Source organism: Aeromonas sp. (assembly GCF_051657805.1).
Lineage (GTDB): Bacteria > Pseudomonadota > Gammaproteobacteria > Enterobacterales > Aeromonadaceae > Aeromonas.
This window is the reverse complement of sequence record NZ_JBOFLJ010000021.1, coordinates 62898-82749: the sequence shown is the minus strand read 5'-3', so window position 1 is coordinate 82749 and position 19852 is coordinate 62898. Positions and strand designations below refer to the sequence as shown.

General features: G+C 65.4%; 13 protein-coding genes. 5 read left to right on the top strand and 8 right to left on the bottom strand.

Annotated elements, in window-relative coordinates; all coding sequences use genetic code 11:
- Positions 1-5: 5 nt before the first annotated feature.
- Genes dhbA through ACRCYW_RS07660 form a run of 3 tightly spaced genes read left to right on the top strand, consistent with a single transcriptional unit; the run spans position 6 to position 8634 of the window.
- Entirely contained in the window at positions 6-755 is a 750-nt protein-coding gene (dhbA, locus tag ACRCYW_RS07670; protein WP_438549755.1) for a 2,3-dihydro-2,3-dihydroxybenzoate dehydrogenase, read from the top strand.
- 14 nt (positions 756-769) lie between these two features.
- Complete coding sequence (locus tag ACRCYW_RS07665; protein WP_438549530.1) at positions 770-7099, top strand: amino acid adenylation domain-containing protein; 6330 nt, start codon at positions 770-772, stop codon at positions 7097-7099.
- Positions 7096-8634 (top strand): amino acid adenylation domain-containing protein, encoded by a 1539-nt coding sequence (locus tag ACRCYW_RS07660; RefSeq protein WP_438549529.1) that lies wholly within the window; start codon positions 7096-7098, stop codon positions 8632-8634. The genes ACRCYW_RS07665 and ACRCYW_RS07660 overlap by 4 nt, the downstream gene beginning before the upstream one ends.
- Before the next feature lie 75 nt (positions 8635-8709).
- On the opposite strand, the gene ACRCYW_RS07655 is transcribed toward ACRCYW_RS07660, so the two are convergent.
- On the bottom strand, positions 8710-9648 hold the full coding sequence (locus tag ACRCYW_RS07655) for an ABC transporter substrate-binding protein (RefSeq protein WP_438549528.1): 939 nt from the start codon (positions 9646-9648) through the stop codon (positions 8710-8712).
- 198 nt (positions 9649-9846) lie between these two features.
- On the opposite strand from ACRCYW_RS07655, the gene ACRCYW_RS07650 reads away from it, so the two are divergent.
- On the top strand, positions 9847-10581 hold the full coding sequence (locus ACRCYW_RS07650; RefSeq protein WP_438549527.1) for a 4'-phosphopantetheinyl transferase family protein: 735 nt from the start codon (positions 9847-9849) through the stop codon (positions 10579-10581).
- A gap of 65 nt (positions 10582-10646) precedes the next feature.
- Here ACRCYW_RS07650 and ACRCYW_RS07645 read toward each other — a convergent pair whose 3' ends face one another.
- The 5 genes from ACRCYW_RS07645 to ACRCYW_RS07625 form a co-directional block, all read right to left on the bottom strand.
- Positions 10647-11450 (bottom strand): amonabactin ABC transporter ATP-binding protein, encoded by an 804-nt coding sequence (locus ACRCYW_RS07645; protein ID WP_438549526.1) that lies wholly within the window; start codon positions 11448-11450, stop codon positions 10647-10649.
- A gap of 43 nt (positions 11451-11493) precedes the next feature.
- On the bottom strand, positions 11494-12570 hold the full coding sequence (locus ACRCYW_RS07640) for an amonabactin ABC transporter permease subunit 1 (protein ID WP_438549525.1): 1077 nt from the start codon (positions 12568-12570) through the stop codon (positions 11494-11496).
- A gap of 11 nt (positions 12571-12581) precedes the next feature.
- A complete protein-coding gene (locus tag ACRCYW_RS07635; protein WP_438549524.1) occupies positions 12582-13598 on the bottom strand; it encodes an amonabactin ABC transporter permease subunit 2 in 1017 nt (338 codons plus the stop codon).
- A 77-nt stretch (positions 13599-13675) separates the two neighbouring features.
- Positions 13676-15649 (bottom strand): siderophore amonabactin TonB-dependent receptor, encoded by a 1974-nt coding sequence (locus ACRCYW_RS07630; RefSeq protein ID WP_438549523.1) that lies wholly within the window; start codon positions 15647-15649, stop codon positions 13676-13678.
- A 59-nt stretch (positions 15650-15708) separates the two neighbouring features.
- Positions 15709-16947 (bottom strand): MFS transporter, encoded by a 1239-nt coding sequence (locus ACRCYW_RS07625; protein WP_438549522.1) that lies wholly within the window; start codon positions 16945-16947, stop codon positions 15709-15711.
- A 268-nt stretch (positions 16948-17215) separates the two neighbouring features.
- Between ACRCYW_RS07625 and ACRCYW_RS07620 the strand changes: the two genes are divergently transcribed.
- Entirely contained in the window at positions 17216-17968 is a 753-nt protein-coding gene (locus ACRCYW_RS07620; protein WP_438549754.1) for a hypothetical protein, read from the top strand.
- Positions 17969-18019: 51 nt separating this feature from the next.
- Here the strand turns inward: ACRCYW_RS07620 and ACRCYW_RS07615 are convergent, their stop codons facing one another.
- Positions 18020-18490, bottom strand: a complete 471-nt coding sequence (locus tag ACRCYW_RS07615; RefSeq protein WP_438549521.1) for a DUF2919 domain-containing protein — start codon at positions 18488-18490, stop codon at positions 18020-18022.
- A 138-nt stretch (positions 18491-18628) separates the two neighbouring features.
- Positions 18629-19576 carry a magnesium/cobalt transporter CorA gene (gene corA, locus ACRCYW_RS07610; protein ID WP_100859194.1) on the bottom strand — a complete coding sequence of 316 codons (948 nt, stop codon included), beginning with the start codon at positions 19574-19576 and terminating at the stop codon, positions 18629-18631.
- Between the last annotated feature and the right edge of the window lie 276 nt (positions 19577-19852).

The window sequence follows — 19852 nt, the reverse complement described above, 5'->3', positions numbered from 1 at the left end:
AGATGATGAACATCAATTTCAGTGGCAAGCGGGTCTGGGTGACCGGTGCCGGCCGAGGCATAGGGCGTGAGGTGGCCGAGCAGTTCGTGGCCGCCGGCGCCTCCGTGGTGGGGCTGGATCTGGCCTTCCCTTATGCCGATTACCCTTTCGCAACCCGGGTGCTCGACATTCGTGACTCGGGGGCGGTCAATGCCTGCTGCGCGCAACTGCTGGCAGATGGTGGGCTGGACGTGCTGGTGAACGGGGCCGGGGTGTTGCGCCTCGGCCCCACCGAAACCCTGAGCGATGCCGACTGGGACGACTGCCTCGCGGTCAACGCCAGCGGCGTCTTCTACCTGCTGCGGGCCCTGGTGCCCCACTTCAAGGAGCAGCGCCGCGGCGCCATCGTCACCATAGGTTCCAACGCCGCCCATGTGCCGCGCATGCAGATGGCGGCCTACTGCGCCTCCAAGGCGGCGGTCACCAGCCTGACCCAGACGGTGGGGCTGGAGCTGGCCCCCTTCGGGGTGCGGGTCAACCTGGTGTCGCCGGGTTCGACGGATACCGAGATGCTGCGCGGCATGCTGCCGGATGAAGGAGCCATGGCCCGTACCATCCAGGGGCTGCCGGATCAGTTCAAGCTCGGCATACCGCTTAACAAGATTGCGACGGCGCAAGAGATAGCCCACACGGTCCTCTTCCTGGCCTCGGATCTGGCCAGCCACATCACACTGCAGGATCTGGTCGTCGACGGCGGCGCCACCCTGAGCGCCTGAGGGCTCAAAGACAGATGAACAACATGATCACGCTGCTCAAGCAGCTGGAACGTCAGGGGGTCAAACTCGCCCTGAACGACAAGGGGCAGCTCATCTCCCAGTCGAGCAAGGAGGCGGTGACCCCCGCCATCGGCGCCCAAATCAAGGCCCACAAGGATGAGCTGGTGCGTTGCCTGGCCGCCCGCGCCGCCTTCGAGGCGCCCATCGCGGTTTCTGAGGAGGCCAAGCGCACCCTGCAGGGGCCGCTCTCCTCCTCCCAGAGCGGGCTCTGGTTTATCGAGCAATACGAAGAGGCCTCCCACCTCTACAACATGCCGGTCTACTTCCGGGTGCGCGGCGAGCTGGATACGGCCGCCCTGGAGTTTGCCATCGATCACCTGTTTGCGCGCCACCCCAGCATGCGCACCCGCTTCGTCAAGGACGAGGCGGGCAGGGGGGCCCAGGAGATCCTGCCCCATGTCCCGTTCAAGCTGCAGATTGAGGATATGAGCTCGGCCACAAAAGCCGAGCGCGAGGCCTATGTAGCGCGCCGGGTGCGCGAAGAGATAGGGCGCCCCTTCTCGCTGACGAAAGGGGATCTCAGCCGGGTCAACCTTATCCGGTTGGGGACGCATGAACATGTGCTGCTGATCACCCAGCACCACATCATCTCCGACGGTTGGTCGGTCAAGAACATGTTCGCGGACTTGAAGCGCGCCTTCCTCGCCCACCAGAACCGGGAACCCCTGCAGGTGGCCGAGTTGCCGCTCAACTACCTGGACTATGCCCACTGGTTCAACTCCCCGCGTTTTCTCGACTATCACGCCGAGTTCAAGCCGTTCTGGGTGGACCGCCTGGGGGGCAGCCCGGAGGTGCACGGCCTGCCGCTCGACAAGCCCCGTCCCGCCCATCAGGGCAGCGGCGGCGAGCTGGTCTTCTCCACCATAGACAACGATCTGTGGGACAGCTTCAAGCGCCTGTGCCAGCGTCACAGCACCTCGAACTTCATCGGTCTGCACGCCCTGTTCGCCCTGTTGATGGTGCGCCAGAGCGGAGAGAAGGAGGTGGTCATCGGCACCCCGCTCGCCTACCGCGAGCGCCACGAGATTGAGTCTCTGGTGGGCTTCTTCGTCAACACCCTGGTGCTGCGCACCCGGTTGGAGGGGCGACCGAGCTTCGTGGACTATTTGCAGCAGTGCCGGGAAGAAGATCTGGCTGCCTTTGACCATCAGCTCTATCGCTTCGAGGCGCTGGCCGAGGCCATAGGCGCGGATCGCACCACCGCCATCAACCCCATCTTCCAGATCATGCTGGTCTATCAGGCCAAGGTGGATTTCAACGATCTCATCCCCGGCTGCGAGCTGGTGGAGGAGACCTCCCCCGTGCTGCCCGCCAAGACCGACATCTCGGTCAAGGTGACCGAGCTGATGGACTCGGTGCGGGTGGACTGGCTGTTCGCCACCGCCCTGTTCGAGCGAGAGACCATCCAGGCTTATGCCGATCGCCTGCTGCACCTGATGCGCGCCGTGGTGGCGGCCCCCGAGACCGATATCTGGCAACTGCCCCTGGAAGCGGGCATGGACGACGCAGCCCTGGGGTTGGAGCTCGCGAGCCTGCCCGTCGACTACCCGAGCCGCGACACCCTGCTCTGCCATATCGAGCGTCAGGTGGCGGCTAAGCCCTCGGCCCTCGCGGTAAGCGATGAGGCGCGCAGCCTGAACTATGGGGAGCTGGAGGCCGAAGCCAACCGGCTCGCCCACTGGCTGCTGGCCCAGGGGGTGACCCCGGGCGCCGCCATCGGCCTGCAGGCCAAGCGGGAGTCGGCCTTCGTCATTGGCCTGCTGGCCTGCTGGAAGGTGGGGGCGGCCTATGTGCCGCTCGACCCCGCCTATCCCGCCGAGCGGTTGGCCCACATCCTAAGCGATGCGGCCATCAGCCTGGTGCTGGGGGGCGAGCCCGACGCACGTCTTGGGGAGGCGTTGGTGGGCACGGGTGCCCAGTACCACAACCTGCACGGGCTGGCGCTGGATGAGATGCCGACCAGCGTTCCCGCCGTTTCCCGCGATGCCTCCATGCTGGCCCAGATCATCTACACCTCGGGTTCGACCGGCCTGCCCAAGGGCGTCATGGTGGAGCAGGGCAGCCTGGTCAACCTGATGGCGGATCACGGGGCGCGTATCGCGCTCGACGCCAGTGGCGCCATGTTCAACTGCATGTCCCTCTCGTTCGATGCGGGCAACATGACCACCCTGCTGCCCCTTTACTGCGGCGCCGCCCTGCACTTCGGCGAGCCGGGGGAGGGGGTGATCGCCGCCGCCATGGCCAAGGGCGCCAGCCATATGATTTTGCCGACGGCCCTGTTGGCGAACCTGCTGCCACCGGCGGATCTCGGTTCCCTCAAGGCCATCGGCTTCGGCGGCGAGGCCTGTCCCAGCGCCCTGGTGGAGCGCTGGGGCAACCGGGTCGCGCTCTACAACATGTATGGCCCGACCGAATGCACGGTGACCGCGCTCTGCGCGCGCCTGCGTCCGGGTGAGCCCATCACCATAGGCCAGCCCATAGACAACCTGAAGGCGGTGATCCTGGACGAGGCGGGCAACCCCTGCCCTGTGGGGGTGCCCGGCGAGCTCTGCCTGACCGGTCTCGGCCTCGCCCGCGGTTACCTCAATCTGCCGGAGCGCACCCAAGAAGCCTTTATCGAGCGCACCCTGGTCAGTGGCGCAGGCACCCGTGTTCATCGCCTCTATCGCACCGGGGACAGGGCCCTCAGACGCCGCGACGGCAACCTCAACTACCTGGGGCGCATCGACGAGCAGATAAAGCTGCGGGGCTATCGCATCGAGCCCGGCGAGATAGAGACCCAGATTGCCGCCATTGAACCTGCTATCCGCCAGATCAAGGTGGTGGTGCAAGAGGGTCGATTGCTGGCCTATGCCTGCCTGCAAGCCGGCGCGACCGAGCCGGACGCCGAGGCCCTGCTGCAACGGGCCGGCGAGTGCCTGCCCGAATACATGGTGCCGGTGCGCCTCTGCTGGCTGCCCGAGATGCCGCTTACCCCCAACGGCAAGCTGGACCTGCGCCGCCTGCCCGCCATCAGCTGGCAGGAGAGCAAGGGGGAGCCGCAAGGAGAGCTGGAGCAGACCGTGCTCGCCATCTGGCAGGCGGTGCTCAAACAACCTCTCGGGGTGGAGGATGACTTCTTCCGCCTAGGGGGCGATTCCATCCTCAGCATCCAGCTCACCACCCGCTTGCGAGACGCCGGCCTGCACTGCAGCGTGAAGGACGTGTTCGAGGCCAAGACGGTGCGCCGTCTCTGCCGCCAGCTCGGTCAGCAGCAGGCGGTCAGCCACCAGACGGAGCAAGGGATCCTGGAAGGGGAATTCCCGCTGCACCCGATCCAGCGCTGGTTCTTCGAGCAGGGCTTTGCCAAGTCTGGTCACTGGAACCAGGGGGTGATACTGCGCCTGCCAGCCGGCATAGACGACGAAGCCCTGATGGGCTGGATGCGCACCCTGCTCGCCCACCATGACGCCCTGCGTTTGGCGGTCACCCCGACCGGTCAGCGTTATCTGCCCGAGCTGGCGCTGCCGCCCCTGCATCGGCTGGATGCGGCCGAGCTGGACGAGGCCGAGCTGCAGGCTCGCCTGACCCAGTGGCAGGGGGACTTTGCCCCCGAGCAGGGCCAGACCCTGGCCTGGGCACGACTCAGCAATCTCGCGAACCATCTCGAAAATAAGGCGGATGCCGAGCCCGTGGAGGGGCTCTTTATCGCCTTCCACCATCTGGTCATCGACGCCGTCTCCTGGCGCATCTTGGCCGAAGACCTGGTCCGTCTTGCCGAGGGCCGTACCTTGCCTGCCAAGGGCAGCAGCTACCGCCAATGGGGAGAGGGGCTGGCCGCCTACGCGACCCGCGAAGCCGCCCAGCTGGCGTTCTGGCTGGGGCAGGGGGAAGGCAGCGAGCAAGGCTTGCTGGAGGCCCGGCGCGCCCCCGATGGCCGCGCCGCCGCGAGTCTCTTGCGTCTGGATGAGCAGACCACAATCCGCCTCATCGATGAGGCCAACCAGGCCCACCTGACCCAGGTACCGGATCTGCTGCTGGCGGCCCTGACCCGCACCCTGAGCGAGCTGGGTTATGGCGCCAAGCAGTGCGTGATGCTGGAGGGGCACGGCCGTGAAGTTATCGATCCGCAGCTGGATGTGAGCCGTACCCTCGGCTGGTTTACCAGCACCTATCCCCTGGCGCTGGCCGATAACCCTTCCTGGAGCGATCTCGTCTGCGACACCAAGGAGCGGCTGCGGGCCGTGCCGGACAAGGGGGTGGGCTTCAACGCCCTGCGCCTGCACCATCCTAGTGGTCAGGAGCTGCCTCACTCCGCCATCGTCTTCAACTACCTGGGGGTCTCCCACAGAGGCATCCCGGCACCCTTGCAGCCCTTGCCGGTGGCGCCGGGCCAACCCTCGGCGCCACAGAACCTGCCGCGCGAGCTCATCAGCCTGCACGGCGGCGTCTATGGCGGTTGCCTCACCCTGCGCCAGGTCGGTGCCCTCAACCAGGAAGCGAGCGACGCCCTGATGGCGGCGCTGGCGGCCAATATCGAGGCCCTGGTGAACGCCTGCTGCGCGCAAGCCAAGCCGCGCCGCACCCCGAGCGACTTCCCGGGACTGGCCCTGACCCAATCCACCCTGGACAGGGTGCTGGACGAGGCAGAGGCTGGCGGCGAGGTGGAGACCCTTTTGCCCATGACCTCACTGCAGCAGAGCATGCTGCACCACAGGGTCCTGGTGCCCACGGATAGCGCCTATCACCTGCAAACCGAGATGAGTTATCGGCAGGCGCTGGACGTGGCCCTGTATCGCGTCGCCTGGCAGGCCCAGCTCGCCCGCTGGCCCGTGCTCAGAGTCGGCCTCGTCCTGGCGGACGGGGTGGCGCTGCAACGCATCATGGCGAGGGCCGAGCTGCCCTTCCACTATGAGGACTTGTCCGGACTTGGAGATGCCGAGGCACGGGTTCAGGCCTATCGTCAGCAGGATCTGGACAGACCCATACCGCTGGATCAGGCTCCCCTGCTGCGCATCGCCTGCTTCAAACTGGCCCCCGATCACCACAAGGTGATCCTGAGCGCCCATCACGCCGTGCTCGATGGCTGGAGTGGCCCCGTGCTGCTGGGTTCAGTGCATCGCCACTATCAGCAGTCAATGATGCAGCAGTCAATGACACAAGGGACCGCGTCCGAGGTGACACCGGATACTGCCTGGCTCGCCTTCGGCCGCCATATCGCGAGCGAAACGGCCACTAGCGCCGCCTACTGGCAGGGCCGCGGGGATCTGCTGGCCAAGCCCAACGATCTGTCGACCCTGTTCGGGGTGGTACTCGAACCTGGCTTGAGCGGACGCCTCACCCAGCAGACCCCTGCTGTGTGCGGCCAGGGTCTGGCCCCGGAGATCTCCGGACGCCTGGAGAGCCGGGCCCGCGAGCTGGGGGTCACCGCCGGTCTCTTGGCCCAGTACGCCTGGCATCGGCTGCTGGCCCGTCACTGCGGCGACCCTGTGACCCTGGTGGGCAATGTGACCCCGGGCCGGGACTTCCCCATCGAGGGGATCACCCAAAGTGTCGGGCTCTATATCAACAGCCTGCCGCTGGCCCTGGACTGGCGCATCGACCTGACCCTGGCGCAGCATATCGCTCAGTTGCAGGGGGACTTGCTGGCGCTCAATCAGCACGGTACCCAGTCCCTGGCGGCCCTGACCCGGGGTGGCCCGCGCCTGTTCCAGAGCCTGTTCGTGTTCGAGAACTACCCCATGCCATCGCCGCCGGCGACCCCAGAGCCCCATCAGCTGGTGCCGCAGTTTGGCGCCGTGGTGGAGAAGGTGGAGCTGCCTCTGTCCCTGGTGGTCAACGCCCGCGGCGGCCGGCTCAACCTGCGCCTCGAGTTCGATGGCGAGCAGATAGATCGGGGACGTGCGCAAGCCGTGCTGGCCCTTTGGGTCGCCGAGCTGGAGTGGCTGGCAGAGGTCAATCTGGCCCAGAGCGCCCGTCTCTCGGATGCCAAGGCGCCTGGCGCTCTGGCGGCGTCTGCGCCGGTGGCGGGCGAGGCCATGCCGACCCAAGCCATGCCGACCCAGGCAGAGGCGCGCCGACTGCTGACCCTGTGGCAACATCACTGCGGCCAGCACGCGAGTTGGCAGCAGAATGTGAGCGAGCTTGGCATCGATTCGGTGCAACAGCTCGCCCTGCTGGCGGCCCTCAACGAGGCGTTCGGCGCCCGCCACGGGACGCTGAGCCTGCAGCGTCTCAAGGGGCAGGGCTCGCCGAACCAGCTGTTCAACCACTGGCTGGTGCGCCTGCCCGAGGAGGTGATATGACCACGGCGATAGCCATTAATCCACGGGGGGAGCCCCCCCGTATTGCCCAACAGGGCGAACAGGGACTGGGCGTTCGGCTGGCTCGCGTGTTGGGGGGGACACCGCTCGCCCCCGCCATCGCTATGAACGGCCACTGGCTGAGCTACGGGGAGCTGGACGCTCGGGTCGGCCAGATTGCTGCCGGCCTGCGTGGCCTGGGGGTAGGAGAGCGGGTCGGCCTCTATCTGACCCGCACCCCTGACTTGGTGGCCAGCCTGCTCGCCTGCCTGCGCCTCGGGCTCTGCTTTGTGCCCCTCGAGCCGGATTTCCCGGTGGAGCGGCTGCAAGGCATCGCCCGCCAGGCGCGACTCTCGGCTGTGCTCTGTGATGAAGTAGAGGGCTGCCCCGAGTTTGGTTGCCCCCTGCGTCTCCTGAGTCATGTGAGTAACGAGGCTCTGAGCGAGGCGGTTCTGCGCGGGGAGGCCTGCGCCTGGCCCCAGGTGGATGACGCCCTGGCCGCCTATATGATGTTCACCTCGGGCTCCACCGGCGAGCCCAAGGGGGTGGTCATCAGCCGGCGGGCCCTGCTCTGCTTCCTCGACGGGATCCGCGAGCGGCTCGGTCTCTCCCCCAGCTGCCATTGGCTCTTTATCACCACCCCGGCCTTCGACATCTCCCTGCTGGAGATGCTGGGGCCGCTCTGGGGCGGCGGCCGGCTGACGGTGGCGGACAACGGCCACAACAAGGATCCCCTGGGGATGATGGCCCTGCTGGCGGCGGACTCCTCCATCAACTGGCTGCAGGCGACTCCCGCCTGCTGGCGCATGCTGCTCAAGGCCGGCTGGCAGGGCAGTGACAGCCTCACCGCCCTGTGCGGCGGCGAGGCGCTGGATCCCGGGCTCGCCGAGCAGCTGTGCGCCCGCACCCGGCGGCTCTGGAACTGCTACGGCCCGACCGAGGCCACCGTCTGGTCCCTGGTGAGCGAGGTGCGCATGCCGCTGGCCGATGGGCGCATCCGCATAGGCCACAGCCTGCCGGGCTACCGGCACTGGGTGCTGGACGGCGCGGGGCAGCCGGTGGCGGAAGGGGAGGAGGGGGAGCTCTGCATCGAGAGCCCGGCCCTGTGCGAGGGGTATTGGCGCAAGCCGGCCCTGACGGCGGCGGCCTTCCTGCGCCTCGACACCCATCGCCTCTATCGCACCGGCGATCGGGTGCGTCAGCTCGGCTGCGACCAGTTCCTCTATCTCGGACGGCGCGACGATCAGATCAAGTTGCGCGGTTTTCGCATCGAGCTCGGCGAGGTGGAGGCGGGCCTTCGCCGCCAGGCCGGGGTGCAGGAGGCGGCAGTGCGACTCATCGGCGAGGGGGATGACGCCATGCTGGTGGGCTATGTGGAGGCGAAAAGCGGGATAACCCTCAACCGGCTCGCCCTGCGCAAGGGCCTGCAGGCGAGCCTGCCCCACTATATGGTGCCGGCGCGGATTATTCTGCTCGATGCTCTGCCCAAGACAGGCAGCGGGAAGCTGGACAGAAAGGCGCTACCACTGCCGGAGTGAGCATCATAGACAGACCCATAAAAGTGAAGCCCGCATGATGCGGGCTTCTTTCTATCCGTCGAGGTGGCTCGCAGGTTAGCGGGTGATGGGGGCGGCGTCCGGCTTGCTCATCAGCTGCTCCACATCGCTGATCACCTGAAGGGCCGCCTGGGGGCCGCCGGTGGAGGTCCAGAGGGACCCGTCCACGGCGCCGAAGCGCTTGCCCTTGATGGCGCCGAGCTGCTGGAAGGCCGGGGTCTGTTCGGCCTGCTTCATGGCATCCACCGCATCGCCACTGGCGCTCAGGGTACCGATCACCAGCCAGTCGCCGTCCAGCAGGTTGAGGGATTCGAGGCTCAGGGCTGGGGAGTGGGGAGTCCTGTCACCGATCTGGTGGGGCGGACGGGCCAGCCCCATCTCCTGCACCACGCTGCTGGCGAAGGTGCTGCCGTGCATGTAGCTCGGTCCCTTGGGGTTCCAGCGCACTATGCTCACCTGCTCACCTTGATGCTTGGCAAGCTTGGTGCGAGCCTCCTGCAGGCGGGCATCGTATTGGGCGAGGAAGGCCTTGGCCTCGGCCTCCTTGTTCAGCACCCGGGCGCTGCGCTGGAAGATGACCTTCCAGGGCTCTCCCCAGTTGCCGGTGACGACTGTGGGGGCGATCTCATTGAGCAGGGTCAGCAGCTCTGGCTTGGTCTGGGCGGTCAGGATGAGATCCGGCTCCAGATCGATAAGCTTCTCCAGGTTCGGGTTGTCCAGATCCCCCACTATGGTGATCTCCTTGCCCGCCTTGTCCAGCAGATAGCGGGGCAGGGTAGCCTGACCGCGTCCGTTGACGGTGCCGACCGGCTGCACCCCCAGGGTCAGGGCGGTGTCCAGGTCGAGCTCACCCAGCACGACGACGCGCTCTGGGGCATCCGGGACGGTTTGGGACTGGCCGTTGGCATCGATGACCTGGCGAGTCCCGGCCTGGGCCTGGAAACCGACCAGGCTCGCCAGCATCAGGGCGGCGGCCAGGGGGGAGGAGATCTTCATGGTTACATCCTTATGGGTGAATGCGGCGGGTGTCCGGGCTGGCCGCTGGGCCAGCATGGTGTGGCCCCCGGTTTGATTGGCCCCAAACGGGCGGGAACATGCTACCACAGCTTTAAGTGAGAAACGTTGTTATTTGTATTTGTGGCGATCCCGCGCCGGGTTTTGGTACCATCAGACTCCCCATCGCGAGGTGTTGCCATGCTCCCTTCCCCCTCTCCTGTACAGGCTGCGGCCTTCATCCGCCAGCGCGATCCCTTGACCCTGGCGGGGATGACCTCCTTGCCCATCCACAGAGTCGGCTTTCATCCCCCCGCCTTTACCCCGGCCGCCTTCGCCGCCCATGGCATGGTTCTGCCCGCCGAACTGGAGGGGGCCGTGGCCAAGCGCCAGGGGGAGTTTCTGGCGGGCCGGCTGGCGGCCCGCCAGGCCCTGACCCCCTTCGGACTGGGGGAGCGGGTGGTGACCATCGGCAAAGAGAGGGCACCCTGCTGGCCCGCGGGTATGGAGGGCAGCATCAGCCACAGCCAGCTGCTCGGGGAGGGGATGGCCCTGTGCGCGGTGCGCCAAGGTCGGAGGGGGCTGGGACTGGATCTGGAAGCCTGGCTCGATGCCGATCAAGCGGCGCAGCTCTGGCCCGGTATCGTCGATGAGGGGGAGTGGGAGAGGCTGGCCGCGGGGGCCGCTGCCGCCGATCTGAGCCTGGCCGAGGGGCTGACCCTGGTGTTCTCCGCCAAGGAGAGCCTGTTCAAGGGGCTCTATCCCAGGGTCGGGCGCTATTTTGACTTCCTCGATGCGAGCTGGTCGGCCATGGGGCCCCGGACCCTGGCGCTTTCCCTCAAGACCCGGCTTGCCCCGGATCTGCCCGTCGGCTGGCACTGTACCCTGCACTGGCAGCGGCTGCCGGGAGGCCTGCTCACCCTGCTGGCTCTTTGATGAGGATGAAACATCAGAAATGAGAGATAAAAAAACCGCCGATGGGCGGTTTTTTACTGCTGGTGTCAGGCGCGCTGCTGGTCCGTTATGCTCTCGGAGCGCCTGCGGGGCACTATCACGGGAGCACCGTCGCCGGGGGCATGCAGAATGTCCACATCGGTGTGGTAGAGGCGATCGATGAGGGGCTTGGTCACCACCTCCCGGGCCGGCCCCATGGCCTGGATGCCGCCATCCCCCAGCGCAATCAGTTCGTCGCAGTAGCGGGCGGCGGTGGCGAGATCGTGGATAACGATGAGCACCGTCTTGCCCGCTGCGGTGATCTGGTGGATGGCCTCCATCACCTCGGTCTGGTGGCCTATGTCGAGCGCACTGGTAGGCTCGTCCAGCAGTATTATGTCCGCGTCCTGGGCCAGCACCATGGCGAGCCAGACCCGCTGGGCCTGACCGCCGGAGAGGGAGCTGGCGCTCTGATGCCAGATGGACTCCAGCTGCATCCGCTCGCAGGCCCAGCGCACCATGCGCGCATCCTCCTCGCTCCACTGATTGAACCAGCCCTGATGGGGGTGGCGGCCGTATTGCACCAGCTGTTCCACCAAAATGCCGGCCGGCACCAGGGGGCGCTGGGGCAGGTAGGCGAGCTCCCGGGCCAGGGCCTTCATGCCGTAGCTGGCGAGCGGCTTGCCCTTGAGCAGGATCTCCCCGCGCTGGGGCTGCTCCTGGCCCGCCAGGAGTTTCAGCAGGGTGGACTTGCCGCCGCCGTTCGGTCCGACTATGCCCACCAGCTTTCCCTTGGGGATGGTGAAGGAGACGTCCTGGAACACGGCTTTTTGCTGATAGCCGAAGTGGAGGCCGTTTGCGGAGAGCGTCATCGAGGAGCCCCTTGTCGTTGATTGATCAGAATAGATGGCTGCATCAGTCGGCCTTCTGCCTGTCTTTGATGAGCACGAACAGCAGCAAGATGCCGCCGAGAATACGGGTCATGATGCCGGTAGCCACCTCGTGGGGGCTGGCCAGCACCCGCACCAGGGTATCGCTCGCCAGCAGCAGCAGGGCGCCGCACAGGGCGGCTATCCAGAGCGGCACCACCCGATCCCGGGAGAGCCAGGAGGCGAGGATGGGGGCCGCCATGGCGATGAACACCACGGGGCCACCGATGGCGGTGCCGAGCGCAGCCATGATTATGGCCTGGGCCAGCACCCCGAGCTGCACCCGGTTGACGTTCACCCCCAGGGTCTGGGCGGTGACGGGGCCGAGGCGCAGCACGCCGAGGGCGCGGGAGAGATACAGGATCCAGGGGCAGATCAGCAGGATGATGAGGGCCACCGGCAGCACTGTGCCATAGCCCTGACCGACGAAGTTGCCCATGTTCCACAGATAGAGGCTGGTGAGGTGCACCAGGGACTGGGTGGACATGACGAACTGGCCGATGGCGTTCATCAGCTCGGAGACGCCTATGCCGATCACCACGAACAGATAGCCCTGCTCCCCCGGCTTGTTGCACAGGGCATAGAGCACGGCGGCGGCAAACAGGGCGCCGAGGGGGGCCGCCCACCAGGGCCAGCTGCCCAGGGTCAGGTAGAGGGAGAAGATGATGATGGCCAAGGAGGCCCCCTCGTTGACCCCTATCATGTCCGGGGTGGCGAGACGGTTGCGAATGAGGGTCTGCACCAGGCAGCCGGAGAGGCCCATGGCGGCCCCCGCCACCAGCACAGCGACGATGCGCGGCAGCCGGATCTTGAAGACCGTCACCTCGCTCAGGCGACTCCCTTCCCCCATGAGAGTCTGGATCACCCCCAGCATGCTGAGCTTGCCCGAGCCCAGGGTCAGCGCCAGCAGGGAGAGCAGCGCCAGGGCGAGCACCAGGGCTAGGGTGATGAGCCAGGCCCGGCGGTCGAGCAGCAGGGTACGGCGGCCGAGGCGAAGACAGAAGGTGCCGGCGGGCAGGGCCGTACCGGCTACGGGCAGAGTCTGGGTTGCAGGATCATGCATAAGAGGATTCCTTATTTCACGGCCAGCAGGGAGCGGAAGCCACCGCTTCGCACCACCAGGATCAGCACGGGGGCACCGATGAGCGCGAGAATGACGCCGTTGGGCAGCTCGAACGGTTGCAGCAGCCAGCGGGCCAGCACGTCCGCGGCGAGCAGGAACAGCACCCCGAACAGGGCGGAGAAGCGCACCTGGATGGACAGGCGTACCGGTTCCACCAGGCGGGCGCAATAGGCCGCGAGGAAGCCGACGAAGCCGATGGGGCCGGCGATGGCGATGGCGCAGGCGGTGAACAGGGTGGCTGCGAGCAGCACCCCGATGCGCACCCGGGTCGGGCGGATGCCTAGCGCCTGGGCCTGGTTGTCCCCCATCTGCATCAGGGTGAGCTGGCGGCACAGGGCCAGGGTCAGCAGCAGGGCGGCGAGGGCGAAGGGCAGCACCGTCAGCACGGAATCCAGGCTGGAGGCGGCGAGTGACCCCAGGTTCCAGAAGCGGAACTGTTCCAGCACCACCTTGTTGGAGAGCAGCAGGAAGTTGGAGAGGCCGCCAAAGGTGGCGGAGAGGGCGACGCCCACCAGGATGAGTTTGAGGGGGTTGGAGCGACCCACCATGAGGCCGAGGCCGAGCACTACGATATTGCCCATCAGGGCCCCCATGCCGGACCAGAGCAGGTAGCCGTAGGCAGACTCGACCCCGAAATAAGTGAGCCCTATGACCAGGGCGAAGACGGCGCCGGCGTTGACCCCGAGCAGGCCGGGTTCGGCCAGGGGGTTGCGGGTAGCGCTCTGCAGCATGGAGGCGGCGAGCGCGAGACAGACGCCGACCACCAGGGCGGCCAGGGTGCGGGGCAGTCGCAATGTGTTGACTATCATGGCGAGCTTTTCATCGGCCACGAGGGCGGGGTCGCCCAAGAGAAAACCGGCGACCTCGCGGCCACCATAGACACCGGCCCCGGTGGCCAGTGACAGCGAAATCAGCAGGAAGAGGAGCACTACACCGAGCCAGAACAGCCGGGTTTGGTATCTGAGCACGCAAGGACTCCTTTCATGTCAGGGCAGTAGAAACGCAAAAAGGGAGCCCCGTTGCCGGAGCTCCCACAGGGGGGATATTACAGCTTGTAATCGATCCCGGCGTAGACGGTACGACCTTCCAGGATGAAGTCGGCGTCGGTGGCCACCTCGTCACGCTGGGTGTTGGTCAGGTTGGTGATGCCGAGCTTGAAGTCCAGGGCCGGCGTGACCTTCCAGTTGGTGTTCACGTCCAGGGTCTGGTAGTGCTTGGACTTGAACGCCTGGGCGTTGCGGGCAGGGACCTTGATGATCTGGCTACCGACATATTGCCAGGCCAGGTTGGCGCTGACGACGTCGCTCGCCTGCCAGTCCAGGCCCAGGTTGCCGGTGTGATCCGGGGTCTTGGCCAGGTCTTCACCGGTGCTCTTGTCTTCGGAGTCCAGCAGGGTCCAGTTACCGGTCAGCTGTACGTTGTCCAGCACGTCGACCCAGCCGGTCAGCTCCAGACCCTTGATGCGGGCCTTCTTGACGTTGAGGTAGGTCATGACGGTCGGACGATAGCCCGGGCCCCACTGATCGCTCTGGATCAGATCCTCGATGTCGTTGTGGAAACCGGTCACGCCGGCACCGAAACGATCGCTCTCGTAGGCGGTCCCCAGCTCATAGCTGACGGCGGTTTCCGGCTTCAGATCCGGGTTGCCGATGACCTGGCAGGCGCCGCGGCAGGCGGTGGTGGAGAAGCCTTCGCTGGACTGGGCCAGGGTGGGGGCCTTGAACGCCTTGCCGGCACCACCCTTGATCACCCACTCGTCGGTCAGGGTGTAGAGGGCGTAGGCACGGGGGCTGAACTCGTTGCCATAGGTCTCGTGGTGATCCAGACGGCCGGAGAGGGTCAGGGCCAGATCGCCGAAGCTGAATTCGTCCTGCAGGTAAACGGCGCTCTGGGAGGCATCCACGCTGCCGTTGGCTATGTTGCGGCTGTGCTCCAGCTCGGTCTTGCGGAATTCCGCGCCAGAGGTGAGCAGATGCTCGCCCAGGTAGCCGCTGACTTGGCCGTCGACGGTGTTGTTGGTCTGGGTGATGTCGGCGGCGCCGCCGTTGAGCTGGGAGTCGTCCATCAGGTCTACTTGCTCGAAGTAGTAGCGCACCCGGCTGTCGAAGTGTTCCCAACGGCCGTTGTGGCTCACGCCCAGGCTCAGGCGGTCCAGATTCTGCACGTTGTGGGGGGTGGCCGGTGCGGTCGGGGCACGGGGCACGTTGTTGAAGTAGCTGTCCATGTCGTTCTGGTTGTAGCCCAGATCGAAGTCGATGTCCTGATTGTCGGCAACCAGCCACTTCAGGCCGGTCAGCACGTTGACCACTTCCCGTTTTTCCAGGGCGTCGGCGTCAGGGTTGTTGGACTGATCGCTCTTCCAGCGATCCCGCTGATAGCCTTCGACCACTATGTTGCCGAGCAGCTTGTTGTCGATGAGGGCACCGGACACATAGGCGCTGCCCTGGTTGGCGTCGCCGCCGTCACCCTTGGTGGGCATGGTATGGGTGTAGCCGACGGCGGCTTCGGTCTGCTCCTTGGCCTGGCGCAGGATCACGTTGACCACGCCGCCCAGGGCATCGGCGCCATACAGGGAGGAGACGGGACCACGGATGACTTCGATGCGCTCGATGGCCGCCATGGGGATGGAGCTCAGGTCAAAGTCGTTGCCGTAGGCGCTGCCCAGGGTCTCACGGGCGTTGACGCGCTTGCCGTTGATCAGCAGCAGGGTGTAGTCGCCCCCCATGCCACGGATCTTGATCTCGTTGCGACCGGTGGGGTTGGTGGCGATGATGTTGACGCCCGGCACGTGCTTGAGGGCATCACCGATGTTGTTCACGTTCATCTTGTCGATGTCGGCGCGGGTCACTACGGAGACGCTGGCCGGTGCGGTGAATTCGGTGTGCTTGGTCTGGGTGGCGGTGACCACAACGGTCTCGTTTGCCTTGACCGTCTCGGCCTGGGCCAGAGCGGGCAGGGCCATCAGGCCGAGGGAGAGCAGGATGGGGTTTAGTTTGAATACGCCGTGCTGCAACTGCATTGTTAAAGCTCCATGAAAAAACAGAGGTTATTTGGGCCGGGCTCTTCTGGTCCGGTTGCTCACTGACTTCCTTGTCTGGCGATGCCAGACGCGGGGTTATTGTTATTTTTTATCCGCTCCAGTCCCCTGATGAGGAACCAGACGCCGGCGCAGGCCAACAGGCCGCAGCTGATATTGATCCAGGCCAGCTCGGCGAAACCGTGCAGGGCGCCATGCTCATCTGACACCAGATAGCTGGCGGAGAGCAGGCTGCCGAGCCCGGCCGCCACATTGGTGACAGTGCCCTGGAATGACATGAAGGCGGCGCGCTGATGGGGGGCAGGAATGGCTGCCGTGATGGCGAGCGTGGTGCTGGCGCGGGCCGAGCTGAGCGCCATGAAGAGGGTGAACAGCAGATAGATGGGCAGACCTACCGGCAGGGCGAAGCCGAGCAGGGTGACCAGCGCCAGCAGCAGGCTGGTGAGCAGTATGGCGCCCTGGGCACGGCCCTGGTCTATCCAGCCGCCGCACAGGCGCATGGTGCCCATGCTGGCGAGGCCGCCGCACAGATAGAGGGCGGCGATCTGCTCCCGGGGGAAGCCGAGGTTGAACTGGAAATAGTTAGCAAAATGCGGGATCAGCAGGAAGTGGCCGAACATCTGCAAGCAGAGAATGCAGAGGGCCCCCTGACACAGGGGGGAGGCCAGCAACTGACGCAGGCCGCTACCCTGGGGGGCGCGGGTGACCGGCAGTGAGGGCAGCAGACGGCTGCTTACTAGGGCCAGCAGCAGGCCTGCGGTACCGAACAGCAGGAAGGGACTCTGCCAGCCGAGCCACTGGGCCAGGGTAAGGGCGACGGGGACGATCAGGATGGCGGCCAGGGAAAACGCCATGCCCACGTAGGCGAGGCGGCGTCCGCGCTCCGCCGGGGGGACCAGGTCCAGCACGGCGGCCATCAGGATGGCGGCAAGGGGACCGGCCACGCAGCCAGAGAGGATGAACAGCACCAGCAGCTGTTGGCTGTCCTGCACCAGGGCGCAGGCCATCAGCAGCAGGAAGCGCAGAGTCAGCAGCAGGAGCAGGGCAGGCTTGCGATTGAAGCGATCGAGCCAGGGGGCGGCGAGGATCCCCATGAGGGCGGCCCCCAGGGTGGCGCCACCGCTGAAGTAACCGGTCTGCTCCGGCGCCATGCCGAGGCTGGTGACCAGATCGGGCCCAAGGGGCATCACCATCATCATGCTGCCCATGGAGAGCATGTTGATCAGCATGGCCAGATGGATGGCGGCAGGGGTGCGAGAGACGACAGGATCTGGCTTCATCAGAGGCTGCTCGAAAAAAAGAGTCCGAATTGTATCCGAGGGATCTCGTTGTGACAACAAATGATAACCATTTTTATTTGTATTGATTGGTCTCTCAATGAGTCTCTTTTTTATCCCCTTTTTGGCGCTGAGAAGGGCGAGCGAATGGGCCTGAACTGTGGCGTTTCACCCGGTGTCGGCGATGGCCATTGCAATCGGGCGTCCATGGTCGATGATGCATTCATGGCTGCGCAGAAAATGAGGCGCAGAAAAAGCGGGAGAAATGATGATGAGAGGATGGCGTTGGTGCTGGGTGTTGTGCAGTTGCTGGCTCTGGGTGCAGCCCTTGCGGGCCGAGGTCAAGGTGGTGCCGGTGTTCGAGGCCGACGCCATGGTGCAGACATTGAAAGAGATCTACCCGGATCTCGGGGTGAGCGCCATGGGCAACCAGCTGGTGCTAAGCGGCACCTCCGCCCAGTTGCAGGAGGCCGAGACCCTGCTGACCAAGCTCAATCAACCTCCCCAGAGCCTGCTCATCGAGTGGCGGGTGGACGGGGCCTCGAGCAGTCAGCAGTTGGGGGTGGGGATCGGCAATGACAACGCCAGACGAGAGTGGCTGCTGGAGGGGGGCGCAGAGAATTATCAGCGCACTCAGAATGACAGCTGGCAGGTGCGCGGCCTCTCGGGTCGCCCCGTGCTGCTGCAGATGGGATCCTATCAGCCGGTCACCTTCTACCGCTGGCAGGGGGGCAGGGTGGTGGGCATGGTGCCGCTGGTGAACGGCCTCTACGCCACCGCCACCCTGGTGGGGGACAGGGTGCAGATCGCGCTCAGCAGCGAGCAGGCGCGGCTGGAGCGGGGTGATATCAAGACAGGCCAGAGCGCCACCGAGGTGAGCGGCGCGCCGGGCGAGTGGTTGACGGTGGGGGAGCTCTCCACCACCCAGGGGAGCCAGGGGGCCGCTATCGCCAATCCGTCAGGCATAGGCGCGGCCAGCGGCAGCGAGCGCCAGACTTTGCAGATCCGGGTCAGCCGTCAATAGGCGGCTCACTGCCCTTCCGCGTCTCTGATCATCTGGATTGCAGCGGGTTGATCAACCTCCAGCGTGGGGTTGATCCACCGCATACTCCCGCAGCTGGCGGCTCTTTAGCAGATACCAGAGTGCCCACAGGCTGCCGATGAGCACCAGGGCCGTCGGCCAGCTGAAGGACCACTTCTGCAGGTTGAGGCTGTGCAGTTGCAGCGCCAGGCCACCCAGGGTAGAGCTGAGCAGCAGGCCGCGGCTGTGGCGCCTGAGCCAGGCTCGGACGCTGTGGGTCTTCTGATGGGTACCGCCGTAGGCGAGTAGCGCCAGCATGGCGGGCAAGTCGCTCAAGAGGCCGAGGTAGAGGCTCATCCGATCCGGATAGAAGAGGGTCAGGATGGCACTGCCACTCTCGCGGGTGACTCCGGCCATCAGAAACAGCCAGACCGATCGGGTCAGCAAGAGGGCGATGGGCCAGAACCAGAGCGGCGGGCGCAGCTGGCCGTGATCGTCATATCGGTGTTCGGGGTAGAGGGTCATGGGGCCCGGTCTGCTCCGCATCGGGTGAGTGATGCCAAGGGATATGGGGCAGGGGTCGGCCCTTTACAAGGTGAGGGGGCGGCGGGAATTAATCGGGGAGCCTTAGGCTCCCCGATTCGTTTCTGCGTTTGCTGCTGGCTACAGCCAGCCCTTGCGCTTGAAGAAGAGACCTGTGCCGAGGGAGGACATCACCATCAGCACCAGGGAGAGCGGGTAACCATACTCCCAGGCGAGCTCCGGCATGCGGCCGAAGTTCATGCCGTAGATGCTGGCGATAAGCGTCGGCGGCAGGAAGATCACCGCGGCTACCGAGAAGATCTTGATCACCTTGTTCTGCTCCAGGTTGGTCACCCCCATGGAGGCCTCCAGCTGGAAGTTGATCTTGTCGAACAGGAACTGGGTGTGGGGCAGCAGGGACTCCACGTCGTGGAGCATCTCGTCGATCCACTTGTTCTGCTCGCTGGTCATGCGCTGGCGCAGGCTGCGTTTGAGGAAGCGCAGGGCGCGACGGGTATCGTGCAGGGAGAGGCGGATCTGGCCGTTGGCCTCTTCCTGGGCCATCAGCTCCTTGAGCATGGGGTTGATCTGATCCGGTTCGAAGATCTGATCGGCGGTGTTTTCCAGGGTCTTGTAACCGTCCTCGATGAGGTCGGAGAGGTATTCCACCTTCAAATTTTGCACTTCCAGCAGAATGTCCAGCGCATCTTCCACCTCCAGCCGGTCCTGGCGCATGTAGTGGCGCAGCAGGCGCACCAGGCCGATGTCATCCTCGCGGATGCTGATCAGCAGGTTGTGGCGCAGGGTGAAGGAGACGTGGACACCCTTGGTGTCGCGACCGATCCGCTGGGGAAACAGGGAGTGGATGTGCAGGCCGTCGGTGTCCCAGTAGAAGCGGGCGGATGCCTCGATGTCGTCCAGCTCTTCCTTGTCCGGTACCTCTTCCAGGAACAGGCCCGTCAACCATTCTCGCTCCGCCGTGTCCGGCTTGTAGGCATCCAGCCAGACGGTGTTGTCGGGGACTATGTCGTCCGGCCCGAGCGTGACAATGTCCAGCACCTTGTTGTTGAGAATGTAGGCGGTGATCATCTGTCCCCCTTAAGAAGTCATGGGTTATCAGGGATGGTTGCACAGGTTCATGCGGCCTTGGATCGTGGGAAGAGCGATCCTGGGAAAGCATAACGGGGCCGATGGACAACCTGAATGCGGCGAACTATACAGGGGTGCGCCGCGCTTGTCAGGGCCTATTCATCGGGGGTTCAGCCCGTTCGCTCAAAAAAACGTCGAGGTCGGAGCAGCGGATCCCGCCCCGGCGCCATCGTTTTTCTGCCCTCTCCTCAGGAGAACAGACAAGGATGACAACGA

Bases quoted from the DNA above. Each gene is read 5' to 3' on its own strand.
- ACRCYW_RS07655 (WP_438549528.1), bottom strand. From the start codon at position 9,648: ATGAAGATCTCCTCCCCCCTGGCCGCCGCCCTGATGCTGGCGAGCCTG.
- ACRCYW_RS07650 (WP_438549527.1), top strand. From the start codon at position 9,847: ATGCTCCCTTCCCCCTCTCCTGTACAGGCTGCGGCCTTCATCCGCCAG.
- ACRCYW_RS07625 (WP_438549522.1), bottom strand. From the start codon at position 16,947: ATGAAGCCAGATCCTGTCGTCTCTCGCACCCCTGCCGCCATCCATCTG.
- ACRCYW_RS07615 (WP_438549521.1), bottom strand. From the start codon at position 18,490: ATGACCCTCTACCCCGAACACCGATATGACGATCACGGCCAGCTGCGC.
- ACRCYW_RS07640 (WP_438549525.1), bottom strand. From the start codon at position 12,570: ATGCATGATCCTGCAACCCAGACTCTGCCCGTAGCCGGTACGGCCCTG.
- ACRCYW_RS07665 (WP_438549530.1), top strand. From the start codon at position 770: ATGAACAACATGATCACGCTGCTCAAGCAGCTGGAACGTCAGGGGGTC.
- ACRCYW_RS07645 (WP_438549526.1), bottom strand. From the start codon at position 11,450: ATGACGCTCTCCGCAAACGGCCTCCACTTCGGCTATCAGCAAAAAGCC.
- corA (WP_100859194.1), bottom strand. From the start codon at position 19,576: ATGATCACCGCCTACATTCTCAACAACAAGGTGCTGGACATTGTCACG.
- ACRCYW_RS07630 (WP_438549523.1), bottom strand. From the start codon at position 15,649: ATGCAGTTGCAGCACGGCGTATTCAAACTAAACCCCATCCTGCTCTCC.
- ACRCYW_RS07620 (WP_438549754.1), top strand. From the start codon at position 17,216: ATGAGAGGATGGCGTTGGTGCTGGGTGTTGTGCAGTTGCTGGCTCTGG.
- dhbA (WP_438549755.1), top strand. From the start codon at position 6: ATGAACATCAATTTCAGTGGCAAGCGGGTCTGGGTGACCGGTGCCGGC.
- ACRCYW_RS07660 (WP_438549529.1), top strand. From the start codon at position 7,096: ATGACCACGGCGATAGCCATTAATCCACGGGGGGAGCCCCCCCGTATT.